The 20,811-nt window shown below is 63.7% G+C and carries 21 protein-coding genes; 10 read left to right on the top strand and 11 right to left on the bottom strand.

What is annotated here, in order from left to right; all coding sequences use genetic code 11:
• The first annotated feature begins 59 nt into the window (after positions 1-59).
• Positions 60-482, top strand: coding sequence for a homoprotocatechuate degradation operon regulator HpaR (hpaR, locus tag LK03_RS17730; RefSeq protein ID WP_038413734.1), 423 nt, complete (start codon positions 60-62; stop codon positions 480-482).
• A gap of 12 nt (positions 483-494) precedes the next feature.
• Here hpaR and LK03_RS17725 read toward each other — a convergent pair whose 3' ends face one another.
• Positions 495-1,097, bottom strand: a complete 603-nt coding sequence (locus LK03_RS17725; protein WP_081951631.1) for a TetR family transcriptional regulator — start codon at positions 1,095-1,097, stop codon at positions 495-497.
• Between the two features lie 242 nt (positions 1,098-1,339).
• Between LK03_RS17725 and LK03_RS17720 the strand changes: the two genes are divergently transcribed.
• Positions 1,340-2,509, top strand: coding sequence for a p-hydroxyphenylacetate 3-hydroxylase oxygenase component (locus LK03_RS17720; RefSeq protein WP_038413732.1), 1,170 nt, complete (start codon positions 1,340-1,342; stop codon positions 2,507-2,509).
• Positions 2,510-2,581: 72 nt separating this feature from the next.
• Complete coding sequence (locus tag LK03_RS17715) at positions 2,582-3,523, top strand: p-hydroxyphenylacetate 3-hydroxylase reductase component (protein WP_038413731.1); 942 nt, start codon at positions 2,582-2,584, stop codon at positions 3,521-3,523.
• Positions 3,524-3,583: 60 nt separating this feature from the next.
• On the opposite strand, the gene hpaI is transcribed toward LK03_RS17715, so the two are convergent.
• From hpaI to LK03_RS17675, 8 genes are all read right to left on the bottom strand, one after another.
• On the bottom strand, positions 3,584-4,387 hold the full coding sequence (gene hpaI, locus LK03_RS17710; protein WP_038413729.1) for a 4-hydroxy-2-oxoheptanedioate aldolase: 804 nt from the start codon (positions 4,385-4,387) through the stop codon (positions 3,584-3,586).
• A gap of 10 nt (positions 4,388-4,397) precedes the next feature.
• Complete coding sequence (hpaH, locus tag LK03_RS17705) at positions 4,398-5,201, bottom strand: 2-oxo-hept-4-ene-1,7-dioate hydratase (RefSeq protein WP_038414811.1); 804 nt, start codon at positions 5,199-5,201, stop codon at positions 4,398-4,400.
• A 17-nt stretch (positions 5,202-5,218) separates the two neighbouring features.
• Positions 5,219-6,526, bottom strand: a complete 1,308-nt coding sequence (locus LK03_RS17700) for an MFS transporter (RefSeq protein ID WP_038413728.1) — start codon at positions 6,524-6,526, stop codon at positions 5,219-5,221.
• Positions 6,527-6,570: 44 nt separating this feature from the next.
• Positions 6,571-6,981, bottom strand: coding sequence for a 5-carboxymethyl-2-hydroxymuconate Delta-isomerase (locus LK03_RS17695; protein ID WP_038413727.1), 411 nt, complete (start codon positions 6,979-6,981; stop codon positions 6,571-6,573).
• Positions 6,982-7,036: 55 nt separating this feature from the next.
• On the bottom strand, positions 7,037-7,960 hold the full coding sequence (gene hpaD, locus LK03_RS17690) for a 3,4-dihydroxyphenylacetate 2,3-dioxygenase (protein ID WP_038413725.1): 924 nt from the start codon (positions 7,958-7,960) through the stop codon (positions 7,037-7,039).
• Between the two features lie 93 nt (positions 7,961-8,053).
• Complete coding sequence (gene hpaE / locus LK03_RS17685; RefSeq protein WP_038414810.1) at positions 8,054-9,514, bottom strand: 5-carboxymethyl-2-hydroxymuconate semialdehyde dehydrogenase; 1,461 nt, start codon at positions 9,512-9,514, stop codon at positions 8,054-8,056.
• Positions 9,515-9,519: 5 nt separating this feature from the next.
• Entirely contained in the window at positions 9,520-10,287 is a 768-nt protein-coding gene (locus tag LK03_RS17680) for a fumarylacetoacetate hydrolase family protein (RefSeq protein WP_038413724.1), read from the bottom strand.
• Positions 10,284-10,955 (bottom strand): fumarylacetoacetate hydrolase family protein, encoded by a 672-nt coding sequence (locus LK03_RS17675; protein WP_038413723.1) that lies wholly within the window; start codon positions 10,953-10,955, stop codon positions 10,284-10,286. The genes LK03_RS17680 and LK03_RS17675 overlap by 4 nt, the downstream gene beginning before the upstream one ends.
• A gap of 168 nt (positions 10,956-11,123) precedes the next feature.
• On the opposite strand from LK03_RS17675, the gene hpaA reads away from it, so the two are divergent.
• Both hpaA and LK03_RS17665 read left to right on the top strand, forming a co-directional pair.
• Positions 11,124-12,029 carry a 4-hydroxyphenylacetate catabolism regulatory protein HpaA gene (gene hpaA / locus LK03_RS17670; RefSeq protein ID WP_038413722.1) on the top strand — a complete coding sequence of 302 codons (906 nt, stop codon included), beginning with the start codon at positions 11,124-11,126 and terminating at the stop codon, positions 12,027-12,029.
• A gap of 171 nt (positions 12,030-12,200) precedes the next feature.
• On the top strand, positions 12,201-13,394 hold the full coding sequence (locus LK03_RS17665) for a Bcr/CflA family multidrug efflux MFS transporter (RefSeq protein WP_038413720.1): 1,194 nt from the start codon (positions 12,201-12,203) through the stop codon (positions 13,392-13,394).
• Here the strand turns inward: LK03_RS17665 and LK03_RS17660 are convergent.
• Positions 13,391-14,677: a DUF2254 domain-containing protein gene (locus tag LK03_RS17660; RefSeq protein WP_038413719.1), complete on the bottom strand. Its 1,287-nt coding sequence runs from the start codon at positions 14,675-14,677 to the stop codon at positions 13,391-13,393. The two genes, LK03_RS17665 and LK03_RS17660, sit on opposite strands and share 4 nt — an antisense overlap.
• A gap of 300 nt (positions 14,678-14,977) precedes the next feature.
• Here LK03_RS17660 and pcaQ point away from each other — a divergent pair, with 300 nt between their 5' ends.
• From pcaQ to pcaC, 5 genes are all read left to right on the top strand, one after another.
• Positions 14,978-15,907 (top strand): pca operon transcription factor PcaQ, encoded by a 930-nt coding sequence (gene pcaQ / locus LK03_RS17655; RefSeq protein ID WP_038413717.1) that lies wholly within the window; start codon positions 14,978-14,980, stop codon positions 15,905-15,907.
• 118 nt (positions 15,908-16,025) lie between these two features.
• The gene (pcaH, locus tag LK03_RS17650) at positions 16,026-16,745 is read left to right on the top strand and encodes a protocatechuate 3,4-dioxygenase subunit beta (RefSeq protein ID WP_038413716.1); all 720 of its coding nucleotides are present in this window, start codon (positions 16,026-16,028) and stop codon (positions 16,743-16,745) included.
• A 10-nt stretch (positions 16,746-16,755) separates the two neighbouring features.
• Positions 16,756-17,361: a protocatechuate 3,4-dioxygenase subunit alpha gene (gene pcaG / locus LK03_RS17645; protein WP_038413715.1), complete on the top strand. Its 606-nt coding sequence runs from the start codon at positions 16,756-16,758 to the stop codon at positions 17,359-17,361.
• 44 nt (positions 17,362-17,405) lie between these two features.
• Entirely contained in the window at positions 17,406-18,779 is a 1,374-nt protein-coding gene (locus LK03_RS17640; protein ID WP_038413714.1) for a 3-carboxy-cis,cis-muconate cycloisomerase, read from the top strand.
• The gene (gene pcaC / locus LK03_RS17635; RefSeq protein WP_038413712.1) at positions 18,779-19,171 is read left to right on the top strand and encodes a 4-carboxymuconolactone decarboxylase; all 393 of its coding nucleotides are present in this window, start codon (positions 18,779-18,781) and stop codon (positions 19,169-19,171) included. The genes LK03_RS17640 and pcaC overlap by 1 nt, the downstream gene beginning before the upstream one ends.
• Before the next feature lie 277 nt (positions 19,172-19,448).
• Here the strand turns inward: pcaC and LK03_RS17630 are convergent, their stop codons facing one another.
• A complete protein-coding gene (locus LK03_RS17630) occupies positions 19,449-20,771 on the bottom strand; it encodes an APC family permease (protein WP_038413710.1) in 1,323 nt (440 codons plus the stop codon).
• Between the last annotated feature and the right edge of the window lie 40 nt (positions 20,772-20,811).

Genomic DNA, 20,811 nt, shown 5'->3' with positions numbered 1-20,811 from the left:
AATGAGCGCGTGCTGGCATACTCGCCGCACGCTCCTCATCGATCACGTTCCAGGTAAGAATGACCCAGCCCAGACCCTCCCTGACCCTCACGCTGCTGCAAGCCCGCGAAGCCACCATGGCGTTCTTTCGCCCGGCTCTGAACGCCCACGATCTGACCGAACAACAGTGGCGGGTGATCCGTATCCTGCGTCAGCAGGGCGAGCTGGAAAGCCATCAGCTGGCCGAACTGGCATGCATCCTCAAGCCCAGCATGAGCGGGGTGCTCAAACGTCTGGAGCGTGATGGCATCGTCGCCAGGCGCAAGTCGCCAGAAGATCAGCGGCGAGTGTTCATCAACCTCACGGTCAAAGGCCAGCAGGCGTTTTTGGCCATGAGCGAAGAGATGGGTCGCAACTACGACAAAATCCTTGCGCAGTTTGGCGAAGACAAGCTGCAACAACTGATGCAACTGCTGGAAGAAATGAAGAAGATCAAACCCTGAGCCGGCCCGCGCTCATTGGTTCAGCGACAGCGAGTCGTCAAGGATTTTCAGCAGCGAGGCCGCACGCCGGGTATATACCGCCGGGTCGGCGTACATCAGCTCTACATGCAGGCTGTCGATGATGCCGAGGTAGGCATCGGCATACAGTTCTACCCGAGTGCCGGCGTTGGCCGCCCAGGCGAAGCGAGCGCTCAGGGCGTCGCAAAAGCCTTTGCGCACACCCTCCAGGTAGTGCTCGAACCCTGAGGTTACCTGTGCCTTGACCTCCGCCGGGGGCAGGAATGCGCTGCGCAGGATCAGCCGCAGGTGCTCGGACTGCTGATAGCGCTCGGCCAGCTGCAGCACCAACCAGTGTCCGGGGGCCAGCGCATTGACCGCCTCTTGCTCGAACATTCGCTCGACGAAGGTGGTCTCGCTGGCCAGTGCCCGCTGGAACGCGGCGACGAACAACGCATCCTTGTTGACGAAGTGCGCATACAGCGAGGCCTTGCGCATGCCAGCCAGCTGGGCGATTTCATTCAGCGAGGAGGCGTCGTAGCCATTGGCCGCGAAATGGCCGATAGCGGCGTCGCACACCCGTGCCGCCGAGGGGGAAAGCGCTTTCAACAGTGTCACTCCTTGATGAGCGCGAGCGGGCGCGCAGGGTGGGGGGGCGATTGTGGTGGCCGTGGCGGCAGCGGTCAACGGCTTGCGTCCAGGCTCGATGCCAGGCCCATGAAAAGTGCAATCTTCCCCGCGTAACGTGCATTTCTCGGCATCTGCCAGCGCCACATACTGAACGCGTCATCGAGATCAGACGGCCTTCCTGTGCTGCATCCAGGCGGCTTGCTGGTCATCCAATAATAAAGAGACCGTTCATGAAAAAGCCAAACCCCTTGCTGGAAGACCTCAAGGCCATTCTCCCTGCCATTGCCGCCAATGCCAGCGCCGCCGAGCAGGCGCGCAGTGTCCCGGCCGAAAATATCGCGCTGCTCAAGAGCATCGGCATGCACCGCGTGTTCCTGCCCAAGCGCTTTGGCGGCATGGAGCTGTCGCTGCCGCAGTTCGCCCAGTGCATCGCCGTACTGGCCGGCGCCTGTGCCAGCACGGCCTGGGCGATGAGCCTGCTGTGTACCCACAGCCACCAGTTGGCGATGTTCCCGGCCAGGCTGCAGGAGGAAGTCTGGGGCGACGACCCGGATGCCACGGCCAGCAGCAGCATCGCCCCGTTCGGTCGCACCGTCGAGGTCGAAGGCGGCGTCAGCTTCAGCGGCGAGATGGGCTGGAGTTCGGGCTGCGACCATGCCGAGTGGGCGATCATGGGCTTTCGTCGGGCCAATGCCGAAGGCACCCAGGATTACTGCTTCGCGGTCCTGCCGCGCAGTGACTACGAGATCCGTGACGACTGGTACGCCATCGGTATGCGTGGCAGCGGCAGCAAGACCCTCATCGTGCGCGACGCCTTCGTTCCCGAGCACCGTATTCAGAAAGCCAAGGACATGATGGAAGGCAAGTCCGCAGGCTTTGGTCTGTACCCGGACAGCAGGATCTACTTCGCTCCTTATCGACCGTATTTCGCCAGCGGTTTCTCGACCATCAGCCTGGGTGTGGCCGAGCGCATGCTCGAGGTCTTCCGCGACAAGACCCGCAACCGTGTGCGTGCCTACACCGGTGCCGCGGTCGGTGCGGCGACGCCAGCGCTGATGCGCCTGGCCGAGTCGACGCACCAGGTGGCTGCCGCCCGTGCGCTGCTCGAACAGAGCTGGAACGACATTGCCGAGCACAGCGAGCAGCATCAGTACCCATCCCGCGGCACCCTGGCGTTCTGGCGCACCAACCAAGGCTATGCGGTGAAGATGTGTATCGAGGCAGTCGATCGGCTGATGCAAGCCGCAGGCGGCGGCGCCTGGTTCGAAAGCAACGAGCTGCAGCGGCTGTTCCGCGACTCGCACATGACCGGCGCGCATGCCTACACCGACTACGACGTCTGTGCGCAGATTCTTGGCCGTGAGCTGATGGGTCTGGAGCCGGACCCGACGATGGTCTGAGCAGACCCGCACCGTCCTGACAACCACAACAATGAACAGGGCAGGCCATTGCGGCCTGCCTGGGAGTCTTGCATGTCCGTTTCTACCCCAGTCACCGATTTCGACACCCGTGCCTTTCGCCGCGCCCTGGGCAATTTCGCCACTGGCGTCACCGTCGTCACTGCCGCCGGTCCCAGTGGACGCAAGGTGGGTGTGACCGCCAACAGCTTCAACTCAGTGTCGCTCGACCCGGCGCTGATCCTCTGGAGCATCGACAAGCGCTCCACCAGCCATGAGGTGTTCGAAGAAGCGTCGCACTTTGCCGTGAACATCCTGGCCGCTGACCAGATCGACCTCTCCAACACCTTCGCCAGGCCCAAGGATGACCGTTTCGCCGGCATCGAACACGAAGCGGGTATCGGTGGCGCGCCGCTGTTCCCAGACTGCTCGGCACGTTTTCAGTGTCAGAAATTCCAGCAACTGGACGGTGGCGATCACTGGATTCTGGTTGGCAAGGTGGTGGCTTTCGATGATTTCGGCCGCTCGCCACTGCTGTACCACCAAGGCGCCTACTCGATGGTGCTGCCGCACACGCGTATGACCCCGCGGGCTGAAGGTCAGGCGCCGAGCAGCCACTTTCAGGGCCGCCTGCAACACAACCTCTACTACCTGATGACCCAGGCCCTGCGCGCCTACCAGGCCGACTACCAGCCGCGCCAGTTGTGCACCGGCCTGCGCACCAGCGAGGCGCGCATGCTGATGGTGCTGGAGAACGATGCCGGGTTGAGCCTCAACCAACTGCAGTACGAAGTGGCGATGCCGGCGCGGGAGATCGAAGAGGCTGTGGCCAACCTGACCCGTAAAGGCCTGATCGCCGATGACGAGGGCAGGGTGCGTCTGTCGACCAAGGGTGTGGATGAAACCGAAGCGCTGTGGGGCATCGCCAAAGAGCAGCAGGACAAGGTCTTTGCCCAGTTCAGCCAAGACCAGCTCGATACCTTCAAGACCGTGCTCAAGGCCATCATCCAGATGTGAGCCTGACGGGATACAAAAACGGCGCCCAGTGGGCGCCGTTTTCATGTGTGCGTGAAACGCTCAGTACACGCTGCCGCTGCTGCCGGCAGGCACGGGTGTGTCCTTGAACGCGCCGGCTAGCTCGCGCAACCCACGCATCAGCACGGTGGTGTCGACGCCCACGGCGACGAACGCCGCCCCCAGTTCGATGTAGCGGCGAGCGAGCGTCTGGTCGGCGCTGAGAATGCCCGCGGCCTTGCCGGCCCTGGCGATGCGCACGATGGCGTCTTCGATGACCGCCTGGACCTGCGGATGCCCCGGATTGCCGCGATGACCCAACGCCGCACTGAGATCGGCCGGGCCGATGAACACGCCGTCGACGCCATCGACGGCGAGGATCTCATCGAGGTTGGCCACGCCTTGCTGGTTTTCGATCTGCACCAGCAGGCACATCTGTTCGTCGGCATGATCCAGATAGCCGGCAATGCTGTTCCAGCGCGATGCCCGCGCCAGGGCGCTGCCGACACCCCGCACCCCGCTGGGTGGGTAGCGCACGGCGCGGACCAGCTGGCGCGCCTGCTCGGCAGTCTCGACCATCGGCACCAGCAGGGTCTGCGCACCGATATCCAGCACTTGCTTGATCAGCGCGGTATCGCCGATCACCGGACGAATCACCGCCTGGCTGGGGTAGGGAGCCACCGCCTGAAGCTGCGCGAGCATGCCGCGCAGATCATTGGGAGCGTGTTCGCCGTCGATCAGCAGCCAGTCGAAGCCTGCGTTGGCTGCAAGCTCCGCGCAGTAGGCATCGGCCAGGCCGAGCCACAGGCCAATCTGCGCCTCGCCGCTGCGCAGGCGCTGTTTGAAATGGTTGATGGGCAGGTTCATGGTCAACTCCTCAGACGAAGCGGCAGGCGATGGAGCCGAGCAGGTCGTAGTCGACATGGAACGTGTCGCCAGGACGCGCGGCCACCGGACGGGTGAACGAGCCACCGAGAATGATCTGTCCAGGTTCGAGAGTGACGTCATACGCGGCCAGCTTGTTGGCCAGCCACGCGACGCCCTTGGCCGGGTGGTTGAGCACCGCCGCGCTGACCCCTGACTCCTCGATCACGCCATTGCGGTAGAGCACGGCAGGCACCTTGCGCAAGTCGATATCGCTGGGGCGAACGGCGCGGCCACCCATCACCACGCCGGCGTTGGCGGCGTTGTCGGAAATGGTATCGAACACCTTGCGGGTGACCTGGGTCTGCGGATCGATCTGCTGAATACGTGCATCGATGATCTCCAGCGCCGGGATCACCCATTCGGTGGCCTCCAGCACATCGAACAGCGTCACGTTCGGGCCTTTGAGTGGCTTGCCGAGAATGAACGCCAGCTCCACCTCGACTCTCGGCACGATGAAGCGCTCGAAGGGGATGTCGCTGCCTTCTTCGAACAGCATGTCGTCGAGCAGCGCGCCGTAGTCCGGCTCGGTGATATTCGACGACACCTGCATGGCGCGAGAGGTCAGGCCGATCTTGTGGCCCACCAGTTTGCGCCCTGAGGCGATCTTCTTCGCCACCCAGGCGCGCTGAATCCCATAGGCATCCTCGATGGTGATGGCTGGATGCTCGAGGGAAAACTGACGGACCTGCTCACGCTGGCGCTCGGCCTGGTCGAGGCGCTCGGCGGCCTGTTGGATGGAAACGGTATCTAGCATGGTAAAGGTCTCGGCGTTCAAGGATTGACGATGGCGGCCTGGGTGCGCAGCACCAGCAGGGCACCGAGGGTGATGAAGACGGCAAGGGCGTAGAGCGCCAGACTGGCGCTCTGCGTGGTGTCGCGGACCCAGCCGATGAAATACGGCGCGGCGAACGAGGCGACACTGCCCAGCGAGCTGATCAGGGCGATGCCGGCTGCCTGGGTGCGGGCATTGAGGAACGCCGGCGGCAGCTGCCAGAACATCGGCAGCGCCGCGCTGGCACCCATGCCTGCCAGCACCAGCCCAGCCAGCACAGAACCTGGGTTGTGCGGCGCGACCGCGGTGATGGCGATGCCGGCGGCAGACATCAGCATTGGCACGCTCAGGTGCCAGCGGCGTTCACGCCGACGGTCGCTGGAGCGCCCGCAGGCCAGCATGAAGGCGCAGCCGGCCAGGTACGGCAGGGCGCTGAGCAGGCCGACGTTGGCATCACTGCCGATCCCGGCGCCATGAATCAGGCTGGGCATCCAGAAGGCCAGGGTGTTCACCGCCAGCATCACCGCGCAATACACCGCCACCAGCAACCAGATCGCCGGACTGCTGACGATGCCACCCAGTGAGGTCACGGTCTTGCGCTGTTCCTCCTGGCCAAGCTGGGCGCGCAGCCCGGCCTTCTGTGGCTCGGTCAGCCAGCTGACCCGCTCGAAGTGTTCCGGCAACGCGCGCAGCACCACCAGCCCGAGCAGCACCACCGGCGCCCCTTCGAGCAGGAACATCCACTGCCAGCCGCGCAGCCCACCGACCTCGTGCATGAAGGTCAGAATGGCGCCGGACAGCGGTCCACCGACCACGCCTGCCAACGGCACGGCGATGGCGAACAGCGCGGTGATCTGTGCGCGTCTGCGCGCCGGGTACCAGCGGTTGAGGTACACCAGAATCCCTGGGAAAAAGCCTGCTTCGGCAGCGCCCAGGGCAAAGCGCAGCAGGTAGAAACCGCTGCTGCTTTCCACCAGCAGCATGCTGGTCGAAAGCGTGCCCCAGACCACCATGAGCGTGGCGATCCAGCGCCTGGGGCCTACTCGCTCGAGCATCAGGTTGCTGGGTACGCCAAACAGCGCGTAGGCGATGAAGAACAGCCCGGCGCCCAGGCCGTAGACCGTGTCCGACAAGTGCAGGTCCTGGCTCATCTGCATCTTGGCAAAGCCGATGTTGATGCGGTCGAGGTGGGCGAACAGGTAACAGATCAGCAGCAACGGCATCAGTCGCCAGGTCACTGCACGGTGGGTGGCCTCGGCCAGTTGCGCCTGGGCAGGGGCGGGTGCAGCGTGTTGGAGTTTGCTCATGATTTTTGTACTTATTCTGGAGGCAAGCGGTGACAGGGCCGGACTCAGACCGGGCGGTTGAACAGCGGGTGCAGGGTGCTGTGCTTGGCGTCGTAGACCTGCTGGGTGCTTTCATCGATCTGCAGGGTGATGCCCACCGGGCGGCGTTGCAGCAGTGGGTCGAGGCACTGGGTCAGTACCTGCAGCAGGCTGTCGCCGACGGCTTTGTGCACCGCCGGGCTACGGCCGCTACCCATGCGCAGGTTGGCGTAGAGAAAACCGTAGTCGCCCTGGCCATCGGCGACCGCGCAATGCGCCGCCGGATAGGCCAGCACCCGTGTGCCACCGGTGGGGAAGACTGCCTTGCCGGCTGCGTCGCGCTGTTCCAGCATGCGGTCGGCCAGCGCGCGGCACAGCCCGGGTATATCGGCGTCGTGTTCCAGGTCAGGGGTATAGAGCAGAACCAGATGTGGCATATCGACCTCGTCTTGGCATAAACGCCGAGCCACCGCTTTGGGCTCGGCGAGCGCATCACAGGCGGCTGGTGAAAACCACCGCTTCAGGGTGGGCGGCCTGGGCCGGCGGGATCGCCGAACCGTCCTGGGGCGTAACCGGGAAGATGGCGTTGATCTGGCCGGTGCCCGAGGAGCCGAAGTAGGGCGTGACCACCTCGGCATGGCCGTCGTAGTCCGACCAGCCCAGCACGCCCATCAGCATCGCGGTGTCGTGCATGAAGCCCTCGCCATGGCCTTTGGCGGCGTACTCGGGGAGCATCCCGCAGAATTCCTCCCATTCGGCGTTCTCCCACATCTTCACCACACGGTGATCGAGGGTTTCCAGAAATGGGCTCCAGACCTTGGTGGCGAACGCTGGCGCCTGACCGTTCTGGGCGAAGCGGTGGGACAGCGAGCCACTGGCGAGGAACGCCACGGTGCCGTCGTAGTGATCCTCGACCGCCTTGCGCATGGCCCAGCCCAGGCGCGCGCTGTCGGCCAGGTAGTGAGAAGTGCACAGCGCCGAGACCGAAATCACCTTGAAGTGCTGGTCCTGATTCATGTAGCGCATCGGCACCAGGGTGCCGTATTCCGGCCCGAGCGTGGTGGCGTGGTGGGCCATGGTTTCTACGCCGAACCCATTGCACGCGTCGGCCAGGATCAACCCCAGCTCTTTGTTGCCAGGGAAGGCATAAGGCATGTTGCTGATGAAGTGCGGCAGCTCGTTGGAGGTGTACACCCCCTCGAAATGCTCGCCGCAAAGAATGTGGTAGTTGGCATTGACCAGCCAGTGGGTATCGAACACCACGATGGTGTCGACGCCCAGCTCACGGCAGCGGCGGCTGATGGTGTGATGCCCGTCGATGGCCGCCTGGCGAAAGCCCTGGCGCGGGCCAGGCAACTCCGACAGGTACATGCTGGGCACGTGAGTGATCTTTGCTGCCAGGGCGACTTTACCCATGATCAGACTCCTTGTTGTTGTCATCAGGCTGGGGTGTCGGGCGCAGCGGTCGGTCTTGCCGACCCCGCCGCGCCCGGCGCTTCAGCGCTTGGGTCACACGCCCCAGCGCGGGATGTGGTGACTGCCCATGGAAATGCACACGTTCTTGATCTCGGCGAACACTTCGAAGCTGTACTGACCGCCTTCACGGCCGGTGCCCGACCCCTTGATCCCGCCGAATGGCTGGCGCAGGTCGCGTACGTTCTGGCTGTTGATGAAGACCATGCCGGCCTCGATACCGCGGGCCAGTCGATGCGCCTTGCCGATGTCCTGGGTCCAGATGTACGAGGCCAGGCCGTACTCGGTGTCGTTGGCCAGTTGCAGCGCTTGGGCCTCATCCTTGAAGGGAATCAGGCATACCACCGGGCCGAAGATCTCTTCCTGGGCGATGCGCATGCTGTTGTTCACGTCAGCGAACACGGTGGGCTGAATGAACTGCCCCTTGTTCAGGTGCGCGGGCAGGTTGGCCGGCCGCTCCAGGCCACCGGCAAGCAGCGTGGCCCCTTCCTCCAGACCGATGCGGATATAGCCGGTGACCTTGTCGTAGTGTTGCTGGGTGATCATCGAGCCGACCTGGGTTTTCGGGTCGTTCGGGTCACCGACGATCAGGCGCTTGGCGCGGGCCGCGAACTCGGCCACGAACTGCGGGTAGACGCTTTCCTGGATGAAGATGCGGCTGCCAGCGGTGCAGCGTTCGCCGTTGAGCGAGAAGATGGTGAACAGCGCCGCGTCCAGCGCGCGCTCCAGGTCAGCGTCCTCGAAGATCAACACCGGCGACTTGCCGCCCAGTTCCATCGAGTACTTCTTCAGGCCTGCGGCCTGCATGATTTTTTTGCCGGTGGCGGTGCCGCCGGTGAAGGAAATGGCGCGCACATCCGGGTGACGGACCAGTGCATCGCCGGCGGTGGCGCCGTAGCCCTGAATCACGTTCAGCACGCCATTGGGGATGCCGGCCTCCACTGCCAGACGACCCAGTTCGTTGGCGGTCAACGGCGACAGCTCACTCATTTTCAGCACTGCGGTGTTGCCCAGGGCCAGGCACGGTGCGGTTTTCCAGGTGGCGGTCATGAACGGCACGTTCCACGGCGATACCAGACCACAGACCCCGACCGGTTGGTACAGGGTGTAGTTGAGCATCTGGTCGTCGACCGGGTAGGTGTGGCCATCCATGCGCGTGCACACTTCGGCGAAGAACTCGAAGTTATGCGAGGCGCGCGGAATCAGCACGTTGCGGGTCTGATGGATCGGCAGGCCGGTGTCCTGAGTTTCCAGTTCGGCCAGTTTCGGCACGTTCTGGTCGATCAGGTCGCCGAGCTTGCGCATCAATCGCGCGCGTTCCTTGGCCGGGGTGTTGGCCCATTTCGGGAAGGCGTCCTTGGCCGCCGCGACCGCCTGGGCAACTTCCTCAGCGCCGCCGCTGGCGACTTCGCCAATGGCCTCGCCAGTGGCTGGGTTGTAGTTGATGAACGTGTCTTTGCTTTCGACCTCACGGCCGTTGATCCAGTGCTTGATCATGCTGCTCATGCCTTGTTGTTCTTGAAGAAGTCAGCTTCGCTGACGATGCGATTGACCAGGCGGCCGACGCCTTCGACCTCCACCACCACCTCATCGCCCGGCACCACATCGGCCAGACCCTCGGGGGTGCCGGTGGCGATCATGTCGCCCGGTTGCAGGGTCATGAAGCTTGAGAAGTATTCGATCAGGTAGGGGATGTCGAAGATCATGTCCGCGGTGGTGCCTTCCTGCTTGAGCTCACCGTTGATCCAGGTGCGCAGCCTCAGGTTGCTGACATCCGGCACATCGCCGGCGTCGACGATCCACGGGCCGACCGGGGTGGTGGCGTCGCGGTTCTTCACCCGCAGGTTGGGCCGGTAGTAGTTCTCCAGGAAGTCACGAATGGCGTAGTCGTTGCACACCGTGTAGCCGGCGACATAGGCCAGGGCATCCTCACGGCGAACGTTCTTCGCCGGCTTGCCGATCACCGCCACCAACTCGCACTCGTAGTGCATGTACTCGACGTTATCGGGGCGCCAGGTCACCTGGTTGTGCCCGGTGTAGGTGCCGGGCGACTTGATGAAGGCCAGCGGCTCGGTGGGCGGGGTGAAGGCCAGTTCGCGGGCGTGGTCGGCGTAGTTCAGACCCAGCGCGAACATGTTGCCGCTGGCCGGCGGCAGCCACTCGACCTGGGCCTCACCAAGCAGTTGGCCATCGGCCAGGCGCACTGCGTTGTCGGCTTCGACGGTGACGGCGTGAACACTGCCCTGATAACGGATACGTGCGTGTTTCATGCCTGCTCCTCCGGCCCGGCGACGATGGTATTGGCCAGGCGACCCAGGCCGGTGATCTCGACTTCCACGTGATCCCCCGGGTGGACATCGACACGGCCTTCCGGGGTACCGGTAATCAGTACGTCGCCGGCATGCAGGGTCATGAACTCACTGAGTTCGGCGATCAGTTGCGCGATGCTGCGATGCAGGTTGGCGGTGCTGTTTTCCTGCACCACGGCGCCATTGACGTAGAGCTTGAGGGTGAGGGTGTGGGGATCATCGATTGCCGAAGCCGCCACCAGGTCTGGACCGATGGCGCAGAAGCCGTCGCGGCACTTGGCCTTGACCGCAGGGCGGTAATAGCTGTCTTCGGGCAGGCTGTATTCATTGACGATGGTGTAGCCGGCCACATGCTGCATCGCCTCGGCGACGCTGACGCGGGTGGCATCCTTGCCGATCACCACGCCCAGTGCCGGGCCGGGTTGCAGACGCTCGCCGGCGGGGTGAATCACCTCGCCACCGTGGACGTTGCGGGTATTAGGGGTCTTGATGAACAGCACCGGCTTGATCGGCGCCTGTTTGTACGGCGGCTGCTCGAACTCGGCCAGACGCTGCTGCAGCAGGCCGTTGTAGTTCAGCGCGACGCCGAACAAGGTGCCGTTGGCAGCGTCATGCAAGGCATGGCTCATGCTTCTCTCCTGGCAGTGAAGGGCGGGGTCCGCACCCTCATTTCGTTAATTTGTTAATGTTATAGTTAATATGTTAACAATGGTCAACACGCACGGCTTGTGGCACTCGCCTGACCGATGCACCATGAGCCTCGACATCGTGCTCGACCCACCGCTGGATACCCTGCCATGAGCAACCGCCATCCGATCCCCAACATCAACATTGGGCAGGTCTACGATCAGCGCTACAGCGATAGCGAGGTGCACCATGACAAGCTCGGCAACCTTGCCGGCTTCTTCGGTCGCAACATGCCGGCGCACCGCCACGACCGTTTCTTTCAGGTGCATTACGTCAAGTCTGGAACGGTGCGGGTGTACCTCGATGACCAGCAATTCATCGAATCCGGCCCGCTGTTTTTCCTCACCCCGCCGACGGTGACCCATGCCTTCGTTACCGAGGCCGAGAGCGACGGCCATGTGCTGACCGTGCGCCAGCAACTGGTGTGGCAATTGATCGAGGCAGATGCCAGCTTGCTGCCGGCCGGTCTGCAGGTCAGCCCGGCGTGCGTGGCGCTGAGCAAGCTGCCGGAGGCGGCGCAGGCCGAGGCGAGGCGTCTGGAGTGGTGTCTGGATGCGCTCAGTGAGGAGTTCCTCGCTTCGCGTCCGGGACGCGAAGCAGCGTTGCAGTCGCTCACGCGGCTGATCGTGATCAGCCTGTTGCGCCTGTGCCCCAATTCTCGCGAGGCCTCTGCGGCCCGGCATGAAGACCTGAAAATCTTCAACCGCTTCAACGCGTTGATTGAAGAGCATTACCTGGCGCATCAGCCGCTGGCTGCGTATGCGGCGCAGATGGGCGTGACCGAGGCTCGCCTGAACGACATCTGCCGGCGTATCGCCGACCTGCCATCCAAACGCCTGGTGCTGGAACGGCTGATGCAGGAGGCCCGGCGCCTGCTGCTGTTTTCCTCCAGCTCGGTCAACGAAATCTGCTACCAGCTCGGCTTCAAGGATCCGGCATATTTCAGCCGGTTCTTCAGCCGCTATGCAGGCCTCACCCCAGGTGAGTATCGGCAGCGGCAGGCGCAAGGGCAGTGACATAGGGCGATACCGAGGTGGAGTCATCGTTGTTTGTCATCGATGCTCGCAGCTTACCGGCCCGCCATGAATGGGTTTTCCGTGGAAGCGCTTGCACTTTCCATGGGTGGCCCTTGGCGTCATTCGTGGTGAATGTTAATAAGTTATCGAAATAGCCCGGCCGGAGCATCCATGTCGATCCACCCCAACCGTCTTATCGTTCTGCTCGCTGCGTTGGTGGCGTTCGCGCCGTTGTCGATCGACACCTACCTGCCAAGCCTGCCGATGATCGCCAGCGACCTGGCCGCCGACCCCAGCCGTGTGCAGTTGACCATCGGTATATTTCTCGTCGGCTTGTGCGTCGGCATGCTGGTGCACGGTCCGTGCTCGGATCGTTTTGGCAGGCGTCCGGTGTTGCTCTGGGGCATGGCCTTGTACCTGTTGGCCACGGTCGGTTGTCTGCTGGCACAAAGCGTCGAGGCATTGATCGTCTGGCGTCTGCTGCAAGGACTGGGCGGTGCTGCCGCGGCGGTGCTGGCCAGGACCATCGTGCGCGACCTGTTCTCGCTCGGCGAAGCGGCGCGCACGCTGTCGCTGATGCACCTGGTGACGATGCTGGCAACGCTGGTGGCACCGCTGATCGGCAGCGTTCTGATGCAGTGGCCCAGTTGGCGCAGCATCTTCGTCGGGCTGTTGGTTTTCGCAGCGGTATGCCTGCTGGCCAGTGTGCGCTACATCCCCGAGACCCATCCGCTCGAGCGCCGAGCCGGTTCGCTGGTCAGCGCACTGCTGGCGTACGGGCAGATTGCCCGCAGTGCTGAGGCGCTGGCCTACATCCTCTGCATGGGCCTGTCGTTCGGCGGTATGTTCGCCTTCATCACCGCCTCACCGTACGTCTACATCGACTACTTCCAGGTGTCGCCGCAGGGGTATGCCTGGCTATTCGCGCTGAACATCCTCGGGGTGATCGTGGTGACCTTGGTCAACGCGCGCCTGGTCGGGCGACATGGCCCACTGGCCATGCTCGGTGCCGGGGCGGCGCTGGTCAGTGTCGCAGCGTTGGGCCTGGGGATCGTCGGCAGCCTGGCAACACCGAGCTTGCCCGTGGTGGTGGCGCTGATAGTGATCTATGTAAGCGTCACCGGCCTGATGGGTGCCAACTGCGTGGCCAGCCTATTGCGTTTGTTCCCAGCCAACGCTGGCGCCGCAGCGGCACTTGCAGTGGCCAGCCAGTTTGCCCTTGGCGCTGCGTTCAGCGTGCTGGTCGCCGCACTGGCCGACGGCTCGCCACGCCCCATGTGCTGGGTGATCGCTGCGGCAGGGGCAGGCTCGGCGCTGTGCTACCTGGGGCTGCGCCGCGGCTGGTGGGCTGGCGCGTCGCGCTAAGCACTCGGGAGATCGCCCGCCACCGCCCGCAGCCGCTGCTTGTCTTCTTCCAGTTGCAGCGCCAGGTCGGCGCGTTTGAGCAGCAGTCTGGCGTGCAGCCGGCACTGCTCACCGAACAGCGCCGGGTCGATCTGCGCCAGGCTCTGCAAGGCCTTCATGAAGCGGATGTCGATCTCAAGCAACCCGGCGCCATCGCGGGCGATGAGGGTGAAGAAGTCATCGAACAGGTCCTCGACTGCGATGGCACGCACATGCACCTGCCGGCAGCGGTCGTCTTCATCGAGCGGTTCGGGCGCCTGCTTCGACCACTGGGCAAAGCAGCGCACCCCCCGGCCAATGACATCGATCACCGTGCCGGAGTCGTTGGTGGCAGGCGACAGCGCCCGGGAGGCGATCTCGGCCAGTACCGACAAGCCAAAGCGCGGGTCCTGGTCGAAGGTACGGCGCAGGCCAATGGTGATGGCCGCGAGCAGTTTGGTTTCAACGTCGACCTGAGCCTCGGCGCCGCCCGCGCCGTCGTTGTGCCAGACGACCCGCGCCAGCGGCGCGCCCTCGTGCAGGAAGCTGCCGGGCAGCACCTCCAGGTAGATCGCCAGGCCATGCTGTTCGGTGACCGCGCCCAGGGCACTGACATCGATGTGCTGGACATAGCCGGTGTCACGGCTGAGCAGGGTAGCGGCACTGGCGGGAAGCTTCAGATCTGCGGGGTAGGGCGCAGCACCGAGAAACGGCCATTTGCCACGTCGCTCCAGGGCGGCAAGGGCGGCGGTCTCGACCCGGTCGATGGTTTCGCCAACGCGCCCGAGCTTGGACAAGTGGTCGATCCAGCGCAGCAGGGTGTAGACGATCAGCATCACCATGACGATGGTCACTGCGAACAGCACCACACGGCCTTGTGCGCCGTAGGCACCGGTGCTCAAGGCGATGATGCCGACCAGGCTGAACAGGAACGAGCCAATGAAGGTCGCCAGCGCGTTCTGCGTGGTCGAGTCCTCCATCACCAGGGGCGTTGCCCTTGGCGTCACGCCGTTACTCGCCGCGCTGTAGGCCGACACCATGGTGCTCAGCGAGAAGGTGGTGACCGCCAGCATGCTCGAGGCGATGATGCTGAGGATCTTGTCCACCGAATCGGCACCGACCTTGGCTGGCAGCGAAGGCGGCACGAAGTCGCGCAGGGCGATGGCCAGCAACGCCGTCAGCACCCCGGCCAGAGAAAACAGCGTGGCGCGGAACCACAGGCGTTTGGTGGTTTGCGACAGAAGCCAGCGCCAGCGAGCGATCATCCTGGAAGACCTTGCGGTGATTAAAGCGTGGTTGGACGGCAGGGCGCGGCCTGCCGGGGTCATTGCTCGATTGAGTCGTTTTCCGGGGGCAGAGTTTCATTGCTGCCAGCCCATTCTGACCCCATGGGCAGTGCAGCGCCGTCGCCTGCGTTGCGCGGCATGCGCAAAGCCCGACAGGTGTGCTAGCGTGGCCGCCGCCGAACGGGTGCCAGGACCGTCGCACGGGTTGGCACTTCATGATCGAACGATGAGAACACGGCTGCTGAAGATCGGCCCGGTCAACTTGTTCCAGGAGCCCCGATGAGTATCGACAACCGCATCAAGTTTCGTCACTTGCAGTGCTTTCTGGAGGTGGCGCGGCTGGGCAGCCTGGCGCGGGCGGCGAACCGCTTGGCGGTCAGCCCGCCAGCGGTATCCAAGACCCTCAAGGAACTGGAGGACGTGCTTGGTACCCAGCTGTTCGCGCGCAGCAAGGGCGGCGCTGAGCTGACCGCCGCCGGGCGCGACTTCCAGCGCTACGCCGGGCCCTGTGTGCAGGCGCTGCGCGAGGGGGTCGAGCGCCTGCACGATGCCGAAGCGCGCACCAGCAGCGTCCGGCTGGGGGTGTTGTCCACCGCCGAAGGCGGCTTTCTTCCCGAGGTGGTGCGGCGCCTGCACGAGCGGCATGCCGCGCTGATCCTGAGCGTAGTGACCGGGCCCAGTTCGTACCTGCTCTCGCAACTGCGCCTCGGCGAGCTCGACCTGGTGGTCGGGCGCATGGCCGACAGCCCGGATATCCAGGGGCTGACCTTCGAGCACCTGTACAACGAGCCGTTGACCCTGGTGGTGCGCGCCGCTCACCCGTTGCTCGATGAACCGTTCGACCCCTCGGCGCTGGCCCGCTACCCGTTGGTATTGCCCATTGCCGGTACGACCATCCGCAAGCGCATCGACAGCCTGTTCATCGAGCAGGGCCTACATCTTCCACAACGACGGCTGGAGACGCTGTCCCTGAGTCTGGGCCGGCGCTATGTCGACGACAGCGATGCGCTCTGGGTGGCGCCCATCGACGCGGTACGCATGGCACTGGCCAGCGGCGAGCTGGTCGAGCTGGCCCCCCAGTTGCGCGAGGCGGGCGGTTCGGTGGGGATTTGCAGCAACACCACGTTGCCGCTGTCGTTGAGTGCCGAACGTTGCCAGGCGGTGTTTCGCGAAGTGGGTGCAGAGTACCGTGACGGGGTCTATCCATAACCACTTGGTTAATGATGTGCCACCCCTTTTCAATTTTCATCGCTGAGTAACTGGCGGACACTGCGGCGCATCGCCTGATGCTCTACAGGCTCCTATAACTCCAATAAAGGAGACCGCCATGTCCGAACTGGACACCAGCCGTTTCGTCATCCGTGATCGCAACTGGCACCCCAAAGCGCTGACCCCGGACTACAAAACCTCCATCGCCCGCTCGCCGCAGCAGGCGCTGGTCAGCATTCCCCAGTCGATCTCGGAAACCACTGGCCCGGATTTCTCGCACCTGAAAATGGGCAAGCACGACGATGACTTGCTGCTGAATTTCAACACCGGCAGCCTGCCGATCGGCGAACGCATCCTCGTTGCCGGGCGGGTCATGGATCAGTACGGCAAGCCGATCCCGCATACCCTGGTGGAAATGTGGCAAGCCAACGCCGGTGGCCGTTACCGGCACAAGAACGACCGCTACCTGGCGCCGCTGGACCCCAACTTCGGCGGGGTCGGCCGCGTCTTGACCGATGCCGACGGCAACTACCTGTTCCGCACCATCAAGCCAGGGCCTTATCCATGGCGCAACGGCCCGAACGATTGGCGGCCAGCGCATATCCACTTCTCCATCAGCGGCCCATCGATTGCCACCAAGCTGATCACCCAGCTGTATTTCGAAGGCGACCCGCTGATCCCGCGTTGCCCGATCGTCAAATCGATCGCCAACCCCGACGCGGTGCAGAGCCTGATCGCCAGGCTCGACATGAGCACGGCCAACCCCATGGATTGCCTGGCCTATCGCTTCGACATCGTGCTGCGCGGCCAGCGCAAGACCCACTTCGAAAACTGCTGAGGATTGCGCCATGGCTATTGAATTGCTGCCCGAAACCCCTTCGCAAACCGCCGGCCCGTTCGTACACATCGGCCTGGCCCTGGAGGCTGCAGGCAATCCGCCGCGCCCGCAGGAAATCTGGAGTGAACTGGCCAAGCCAGACGCGCCGGGCGAACACATTCTGCTGATCGGTAGCGTCTACGATGGCAACGGCCATCTGGTGCGCGACTCGTTCCTGGAGCTCTGGCAGGCCAACCATGAAGGCCAGTACGACCGCGCCTTCGATGTGGAAAAACCGTTCAACAGCTTCGGCCGCACCGCGACCACCTTCGATGCCGGCGAGTGGACGGTCAAAACCGTCAAGCCCGGCGTGGTCAACAACGCCGCTGGCGTGCCGATGGCGCCGCACATCAACCTGTCGCTGTTCGCCCGGGGCATCAATATCCACCTGCAGACGCGCCTGTACTTCGATGACGAAGCCCAGGCCAACGCCCGCGATCCGGTGCTCAACCTGATCGAACAACCGCAGCGCCGCGAAACCCTGATCGCCAAGCGCTGCGAAGTGGACGGCAAGCTGGCCTACCGCTTCGATATTCGTATTCAGGGGCAGGGCGAGACGGTGTTCTTCGACTTCTGAGCCAGCGCCCAGGCAATCATCCACGGCAATCACGGAGTAGCGCTTTGAGTCGTCCAAGCAACCAACTGTTCGATGCCTATTTCACCCATCAGGACATGCGCGAGGTGTTCAGCGACCGCGGCCGGGTGCAGGGCATGCTGGACTTCGAGCTGGCCCTGGCACGCGCGCAGGTGCAGGTCGGCTTGATCCCTGCAGACGTGCTGGAGCCCATCGCTGCTGCCTGCCACGCTGAAGACTACGACTTCGCCGAGCTGGCCGAGGCCATCACCCGTGCCGGTAACTCGGCGATCCCGCTGGTCAAGGCGCTGGGCAGGAAGGTGGCAGCGCAGAGCGTTGAGGCCGAGCGCTTCGTGCATCTGGGTGCCACCAGCCAAGACGTCATGGACAGCGGCCTGGTGCTGCAAGCCCGTGCCGCCATCGCCTTGCTCGAGCGCGACCTGGCGGCGCTGGGCGATGCCCTGGCCATGCAAGCCGAGCGCTACGCCGCGTTGCCGCTGGCAGGACGAACCTGGTTGCAGCAGGCCACGCCGGTGACCCTGGGTATGAAGCTTGCCGGTCTGCTGGGCGCGCTGACTCGCCATCGCCAGCGCTTGAGCGAACTCAAGCCGCGCTTGCTGTGCCTGCAATTGGGCGGCGCTTCCGGCAGCCTGGCAGCGCTGGGCGAGAATGCCTGGCCGGTGAGCGAGGCGCTGGCTGTCGAGCTACACCTGCACCTGCCGGAACAGCCCTGGCACACCCAGCGCGACCGACTGGTGGAGTTCGCCAGCGTGCTGGGGCTGATTGCCGGCAGCCTGGGCAAGTTCGGCCGTGATATCAGCCTGCTGATGCAAACCGAAGTCGGCGAGGTATTCGAGCCGTCGGCTCCGGGCAAGGGCGGCTCGTCGACCATGCCGCACAAGCGCAACCCGGTCGGCGCTGCGGTGATGATCAGCGCCGCGACCCGCGCTCCAGGCCTGCTCTCGACCCTGTTCGCCGCCATGCCCCAGGAACATGAGCGCAGCCTAGGCCTGTGGCATGCCGAGTGGGAAACCCTGCCCGAGCTGTGCTGCCTGGTCTCCGGGGCCTTGCACCAGGCGTTGTCGGTGGTGACCGGCATGCAGGTCGACCCCGCACGAATCGAACGCAACCTGCAACTCACCCAGGGCCTGGTGCTGGCCGAGGCGGTCAGCATCGCCCTGGCGCAACGGATTGGCCGCGACGCCGCGCACCACCTGATCGAGCAGTGCTGCCGCCAGGCAGTCGAGGAACACGCGCAGCTGCGCAGCGTGCTGGGTGCCAACAGCGCGGTCAGCGCCCAGCTCTCGGCCGATGAGCTTGACCGCCTGCTAGACCCTGCCCACTACCTGGGGCAGGCCACCCACTGGGTCAGGCGGGCCATTGCCGAACATTCCACTTTCAGCGCCCAGGAGAATCACTGATGGACGAACAACAACGCTACGAGCAAGGCATGCAGGTTCGCCGCGCAGTACTGGGCGATGCCCACGTCGAGCGCAGCCTGCAGAAACTGACGCCGTTCAACCAGGAATTCCAGGACATGATCACCCGTCACGCCTGGGGCGACATCTGGACCCGCCCAGGCCTGCCACGCCACACGCGCAGTTTGATTACCATCGCCATGCTCATCGGCATGAACCGCGAAGGCGAACTCAAACTGCACCTGCGCGCGGCGAAGAACAACGGCGTGACCCGCGACGAAATCAAGGAAGTGCTGATGCAGAGCGCGATCTATTGCGGCATTCCGGCGGCCAACGCCACGTTTCATCTGGCCGAGGACGTGTGGGATGAGTTGGGGGTCGAGTCGTTGGAGTGACGGCCATTGCCTTGCATTCGGATCGGGCGGTGCGTACTTCGCCTTGAACGCCTATGAATCGGACGTTGGCGAATGGGGGGTGCAGATCGGTTGCCCAGCTGTCGCCGGAGTGCTTGTGGCTGACGACACCACGCTGATGGCTAGCCTGGACATTTCGTGCAGGCAAAAGAAAGCCCGCTGCTAGGCGGGCCAAGTCCATCACGTAGGGATAGGGTGATACTGCGCCCCCTTCCGTGAAAATTAAGTCAATCCCACGTCGAAAGCGTGTTATCCGTTCTCACGCTTCGTCGAAGTGCATTTCCGGTGGCTGCCGGCGCAAACCGCCGGTCATGAAGAACAGATACACAAGCCCAATCGCCAGCCAGCCAAGCCCCAGATAGATCGCCAGGTGATCAAGACTCGCCATCAGCCACAGGTCGGCGATCAAGCCCATCAGCGGGAACAGCACATATGCCATCAGCGCCTTCGCGCCCCGTTCGCGCTGGGCTATCCAGTAGTGAAAGATCACTGACAGGTTCACCAGGCTGAAGGCCAGAAATGCGCCGAAGTTGATGAATGACGTCGAGGTGGTGACATCCATGCGCAGCGCCAGCAACGCAACGATGCCGCAGAGGATGATGCTGCTCACTGGCGTGCCAAAGCGTTCGCTCAAGCGGCCGAACACGCGTTTGGGCAGCACGCCGTCGCGGCCCATGGCGAACAGCAATCGCGAGGCGCTCGCCTGGGCAGACAACCCGGAGGTGAACTGGCCCACGATCAGGCCGATCAGGAACAAGCTGACGAAGATATCGCCGCCGATGGTCTTGGCGATTTCCGAGGCTGCCGAATCGGCGCTGGCAAACTCTGTGGAAGGGTGAGCGAGTTGCACGAAGTAGCTGGCGACGATGAAGAGGGCGCCGCCCAGCAGGGTAATCAGCAGAATCGCTCGGGGAATGGTCTTGCGCGGTTCGTGGGTTTCTTCGGTCAAGGTACTGACGGCGTCGAACCCCAGGAACGAGTAACAGGCGATCGCCGCGCCGCTCATCACCAGCGGCAACTGGAAACTGTCCTGATAGAACGGGGCCAGCGAGAACAGCGGCTGATTCAACTCGCCGGTGGCGTAATGCGCCGCCAGGCCGACGAACGCGGCCAATACCAGAAACTGCAGCAACATCAGCAAGCCGTTGACGGTTTTCGCCACCTGCAACCCGATGATGTTGATCAGCGTGGTGATGACAATGAAGGTCAGCACCCACACCGGCTGCGGCACGTTCGGGAAGGCTGAATGCAGATACGCCGCGCCGATCAGCCAGATGGCCATGGGCAGGAACAGATAATCGAGCAACACCCCCCAGCCGGCCAGAAAGCCCAGTTTCGGGCTGATGGACTTGCGTACATAGGTGTAGGCAGAGCCGGCAACGGGAAACGCCTTGGCCATCTTTGCGTAACTCAATGCAGTGAACAGCATCGCGATGGAGGCTGCCACATAGGCGGAAGGCACCGCGCCACCTGTGGCATCGGCAAGAATGCCGAAGGTGCCGAGCACAATGATCGGTGTCATGTAGGCGATACCGAAGAGCGTGACCGCTCCCAGCGAAAGGGTCCGCTTCAATTGGGCCATGTTGTGTGTACTCCGGTTTGTGTTTTTTATGGAGTTGATC

This window comes from Pseudomonas cremoricolorata, assembly GCF_000759535.1.
Taxonomy (GTDB): Bacteria; Pseudomonadota; Gammaproteobacteria; order Pseudomonadales; family Pseudomonadaceae; genus Aquipseudomonas; species Aquipseudomonas cremoricolorata_A.
The sequence above is the reverse complement of the archived record's forward strand: the minus strand, read 5'-3'. Positions and strand labels throughout refer to the sequence as shown.

Bases quoted from the DNA above. Each gene is read 5' to 3' on its own strand.
- LK03_RS17700 (WP_038413728.1), bottom strand. From the start codon at position 6,526: ATGAGCAAACTCCAACACGCTGCACCCGCCCCTGCCCAGGCGCAACTG.
- hpaA (WP_038413722.1), top strand. From the start codon at position 11,124: ATGAGCAACCGCCATCCGATCCCCAACATCAACATTGGGCAGGTCTAC.
- LK03_RS17675 (WP_038413723.1), bottom strand. From the start codon at position 10,955: ATGAGCCATGCCTTGCATGACGCTGCCAACGGCACCTTGTTCGGCGTC.
- LK03_RS17680 (WP_038413724.1), bottom strand. From the start codon at position 10,287: ATGAAACACGCACGTATCCGTTATCAGGGCAGTGTTCACGCCGTCACC.
- LK03_RS17715 (WP_038413731.1), top strand. From the start codon at position 2,582: ATGTCCGTTTCTACCCCAGTCACCGATTTCGACACCCGTGCCTTTCGC.
- hpaH (WP_038414811.1), bottom strand. From the start codon at position 5,201: ATGCTAGATACCGTTTCCATCCAACAGGCCGCCGAGCGCCTCGACCAG.
- LK03_RS17665 (WP_038413720.1), top strand. From the start codon at position 12,201: ATGTCGATCCACCCCAACCGTCTTATCGTTCTGCTCGCTGCGTTGGTG.
- hpaD (WP_038413725.1), bottom strand. From the start codon at position 7,960: ATGGGTAAAGTCGCCCTGGCAGCAAAGATCACTCACGTGCCCAGCATG.
- hpaI (WP_038413729.1), bottom strand. From the start codon at position 4,387: ATGAACCTGCCCATCAACCATTTCAAACAGCGCCTGCGCAGCGGCGAG.
- hpaR (WP_038413734.1), top strand. From the start codon at position 60: ATGACCCAGCCCAGACCCTCCCTGACCCTCACGCTGCTGCAAGCCCGC.
- LK03_RS17720 (WP_038413732.1), top strand. From the start codon at position 1,340: ATGAAAAAGCCAAACCCCTTGCTGGAAGACCTCAAGGCCATTCTCCCT.
- pcaH (WP_038413716.1), top strand. From the start codon at position 16,026: ATGTCCGAACTGGACACCAGCCGTTTCGTCATCCGTGATCGCAACTGG.
- LK03_RS17695 (WP_038413727.1), bottom strand. From the start codon at position 6,981: ATGCCACATCTGGTTCTGCTCTATACCCCTGACCTGGAACACGACGCC.
- pcaQ (WP_038413717.1), top strand. From the start codon at position 14,978: ATGAGTATCGACAACCGCATCAAGTTTCGTCACTTGCAGTGCTTTCTG.
- LK03_RS17630 (WP_038413710.1), bottom strand. From the start codon at position 20,771: ATGGCCCAATTGAAGCGGACCCTTTCGCTGGGAGCGGTCACGCTCTTC.
- hpaE (WP_038414810.1), bottom strand. From the start codon at position 9,514: ATGATCAAGCACTGGATCAACGGCCGTGAGGTCGAAAGCAAAGACACG.
- LK03_RS17660 (WP_038413719.1), bottom strand. From the start codon at position 14,677: ATGATCGCTCGCTGGCGCTGGCTTCTGTCGCAAACCACCAAACGCCTG.
- pcaG (WP_038413715.1), top strand. From the start codon at position 16,756: ATGGCTATTGAATTGCTGCCCGAAACCCCTTCGCAAACCGCCGGCCCG.
- pcaC (WP_038413712.1), top strand. From the start codon at position 18,779: ATGGACGAACAACAACGCTACGAGCAAGGCATGCAGGTTCGCCGCGCA.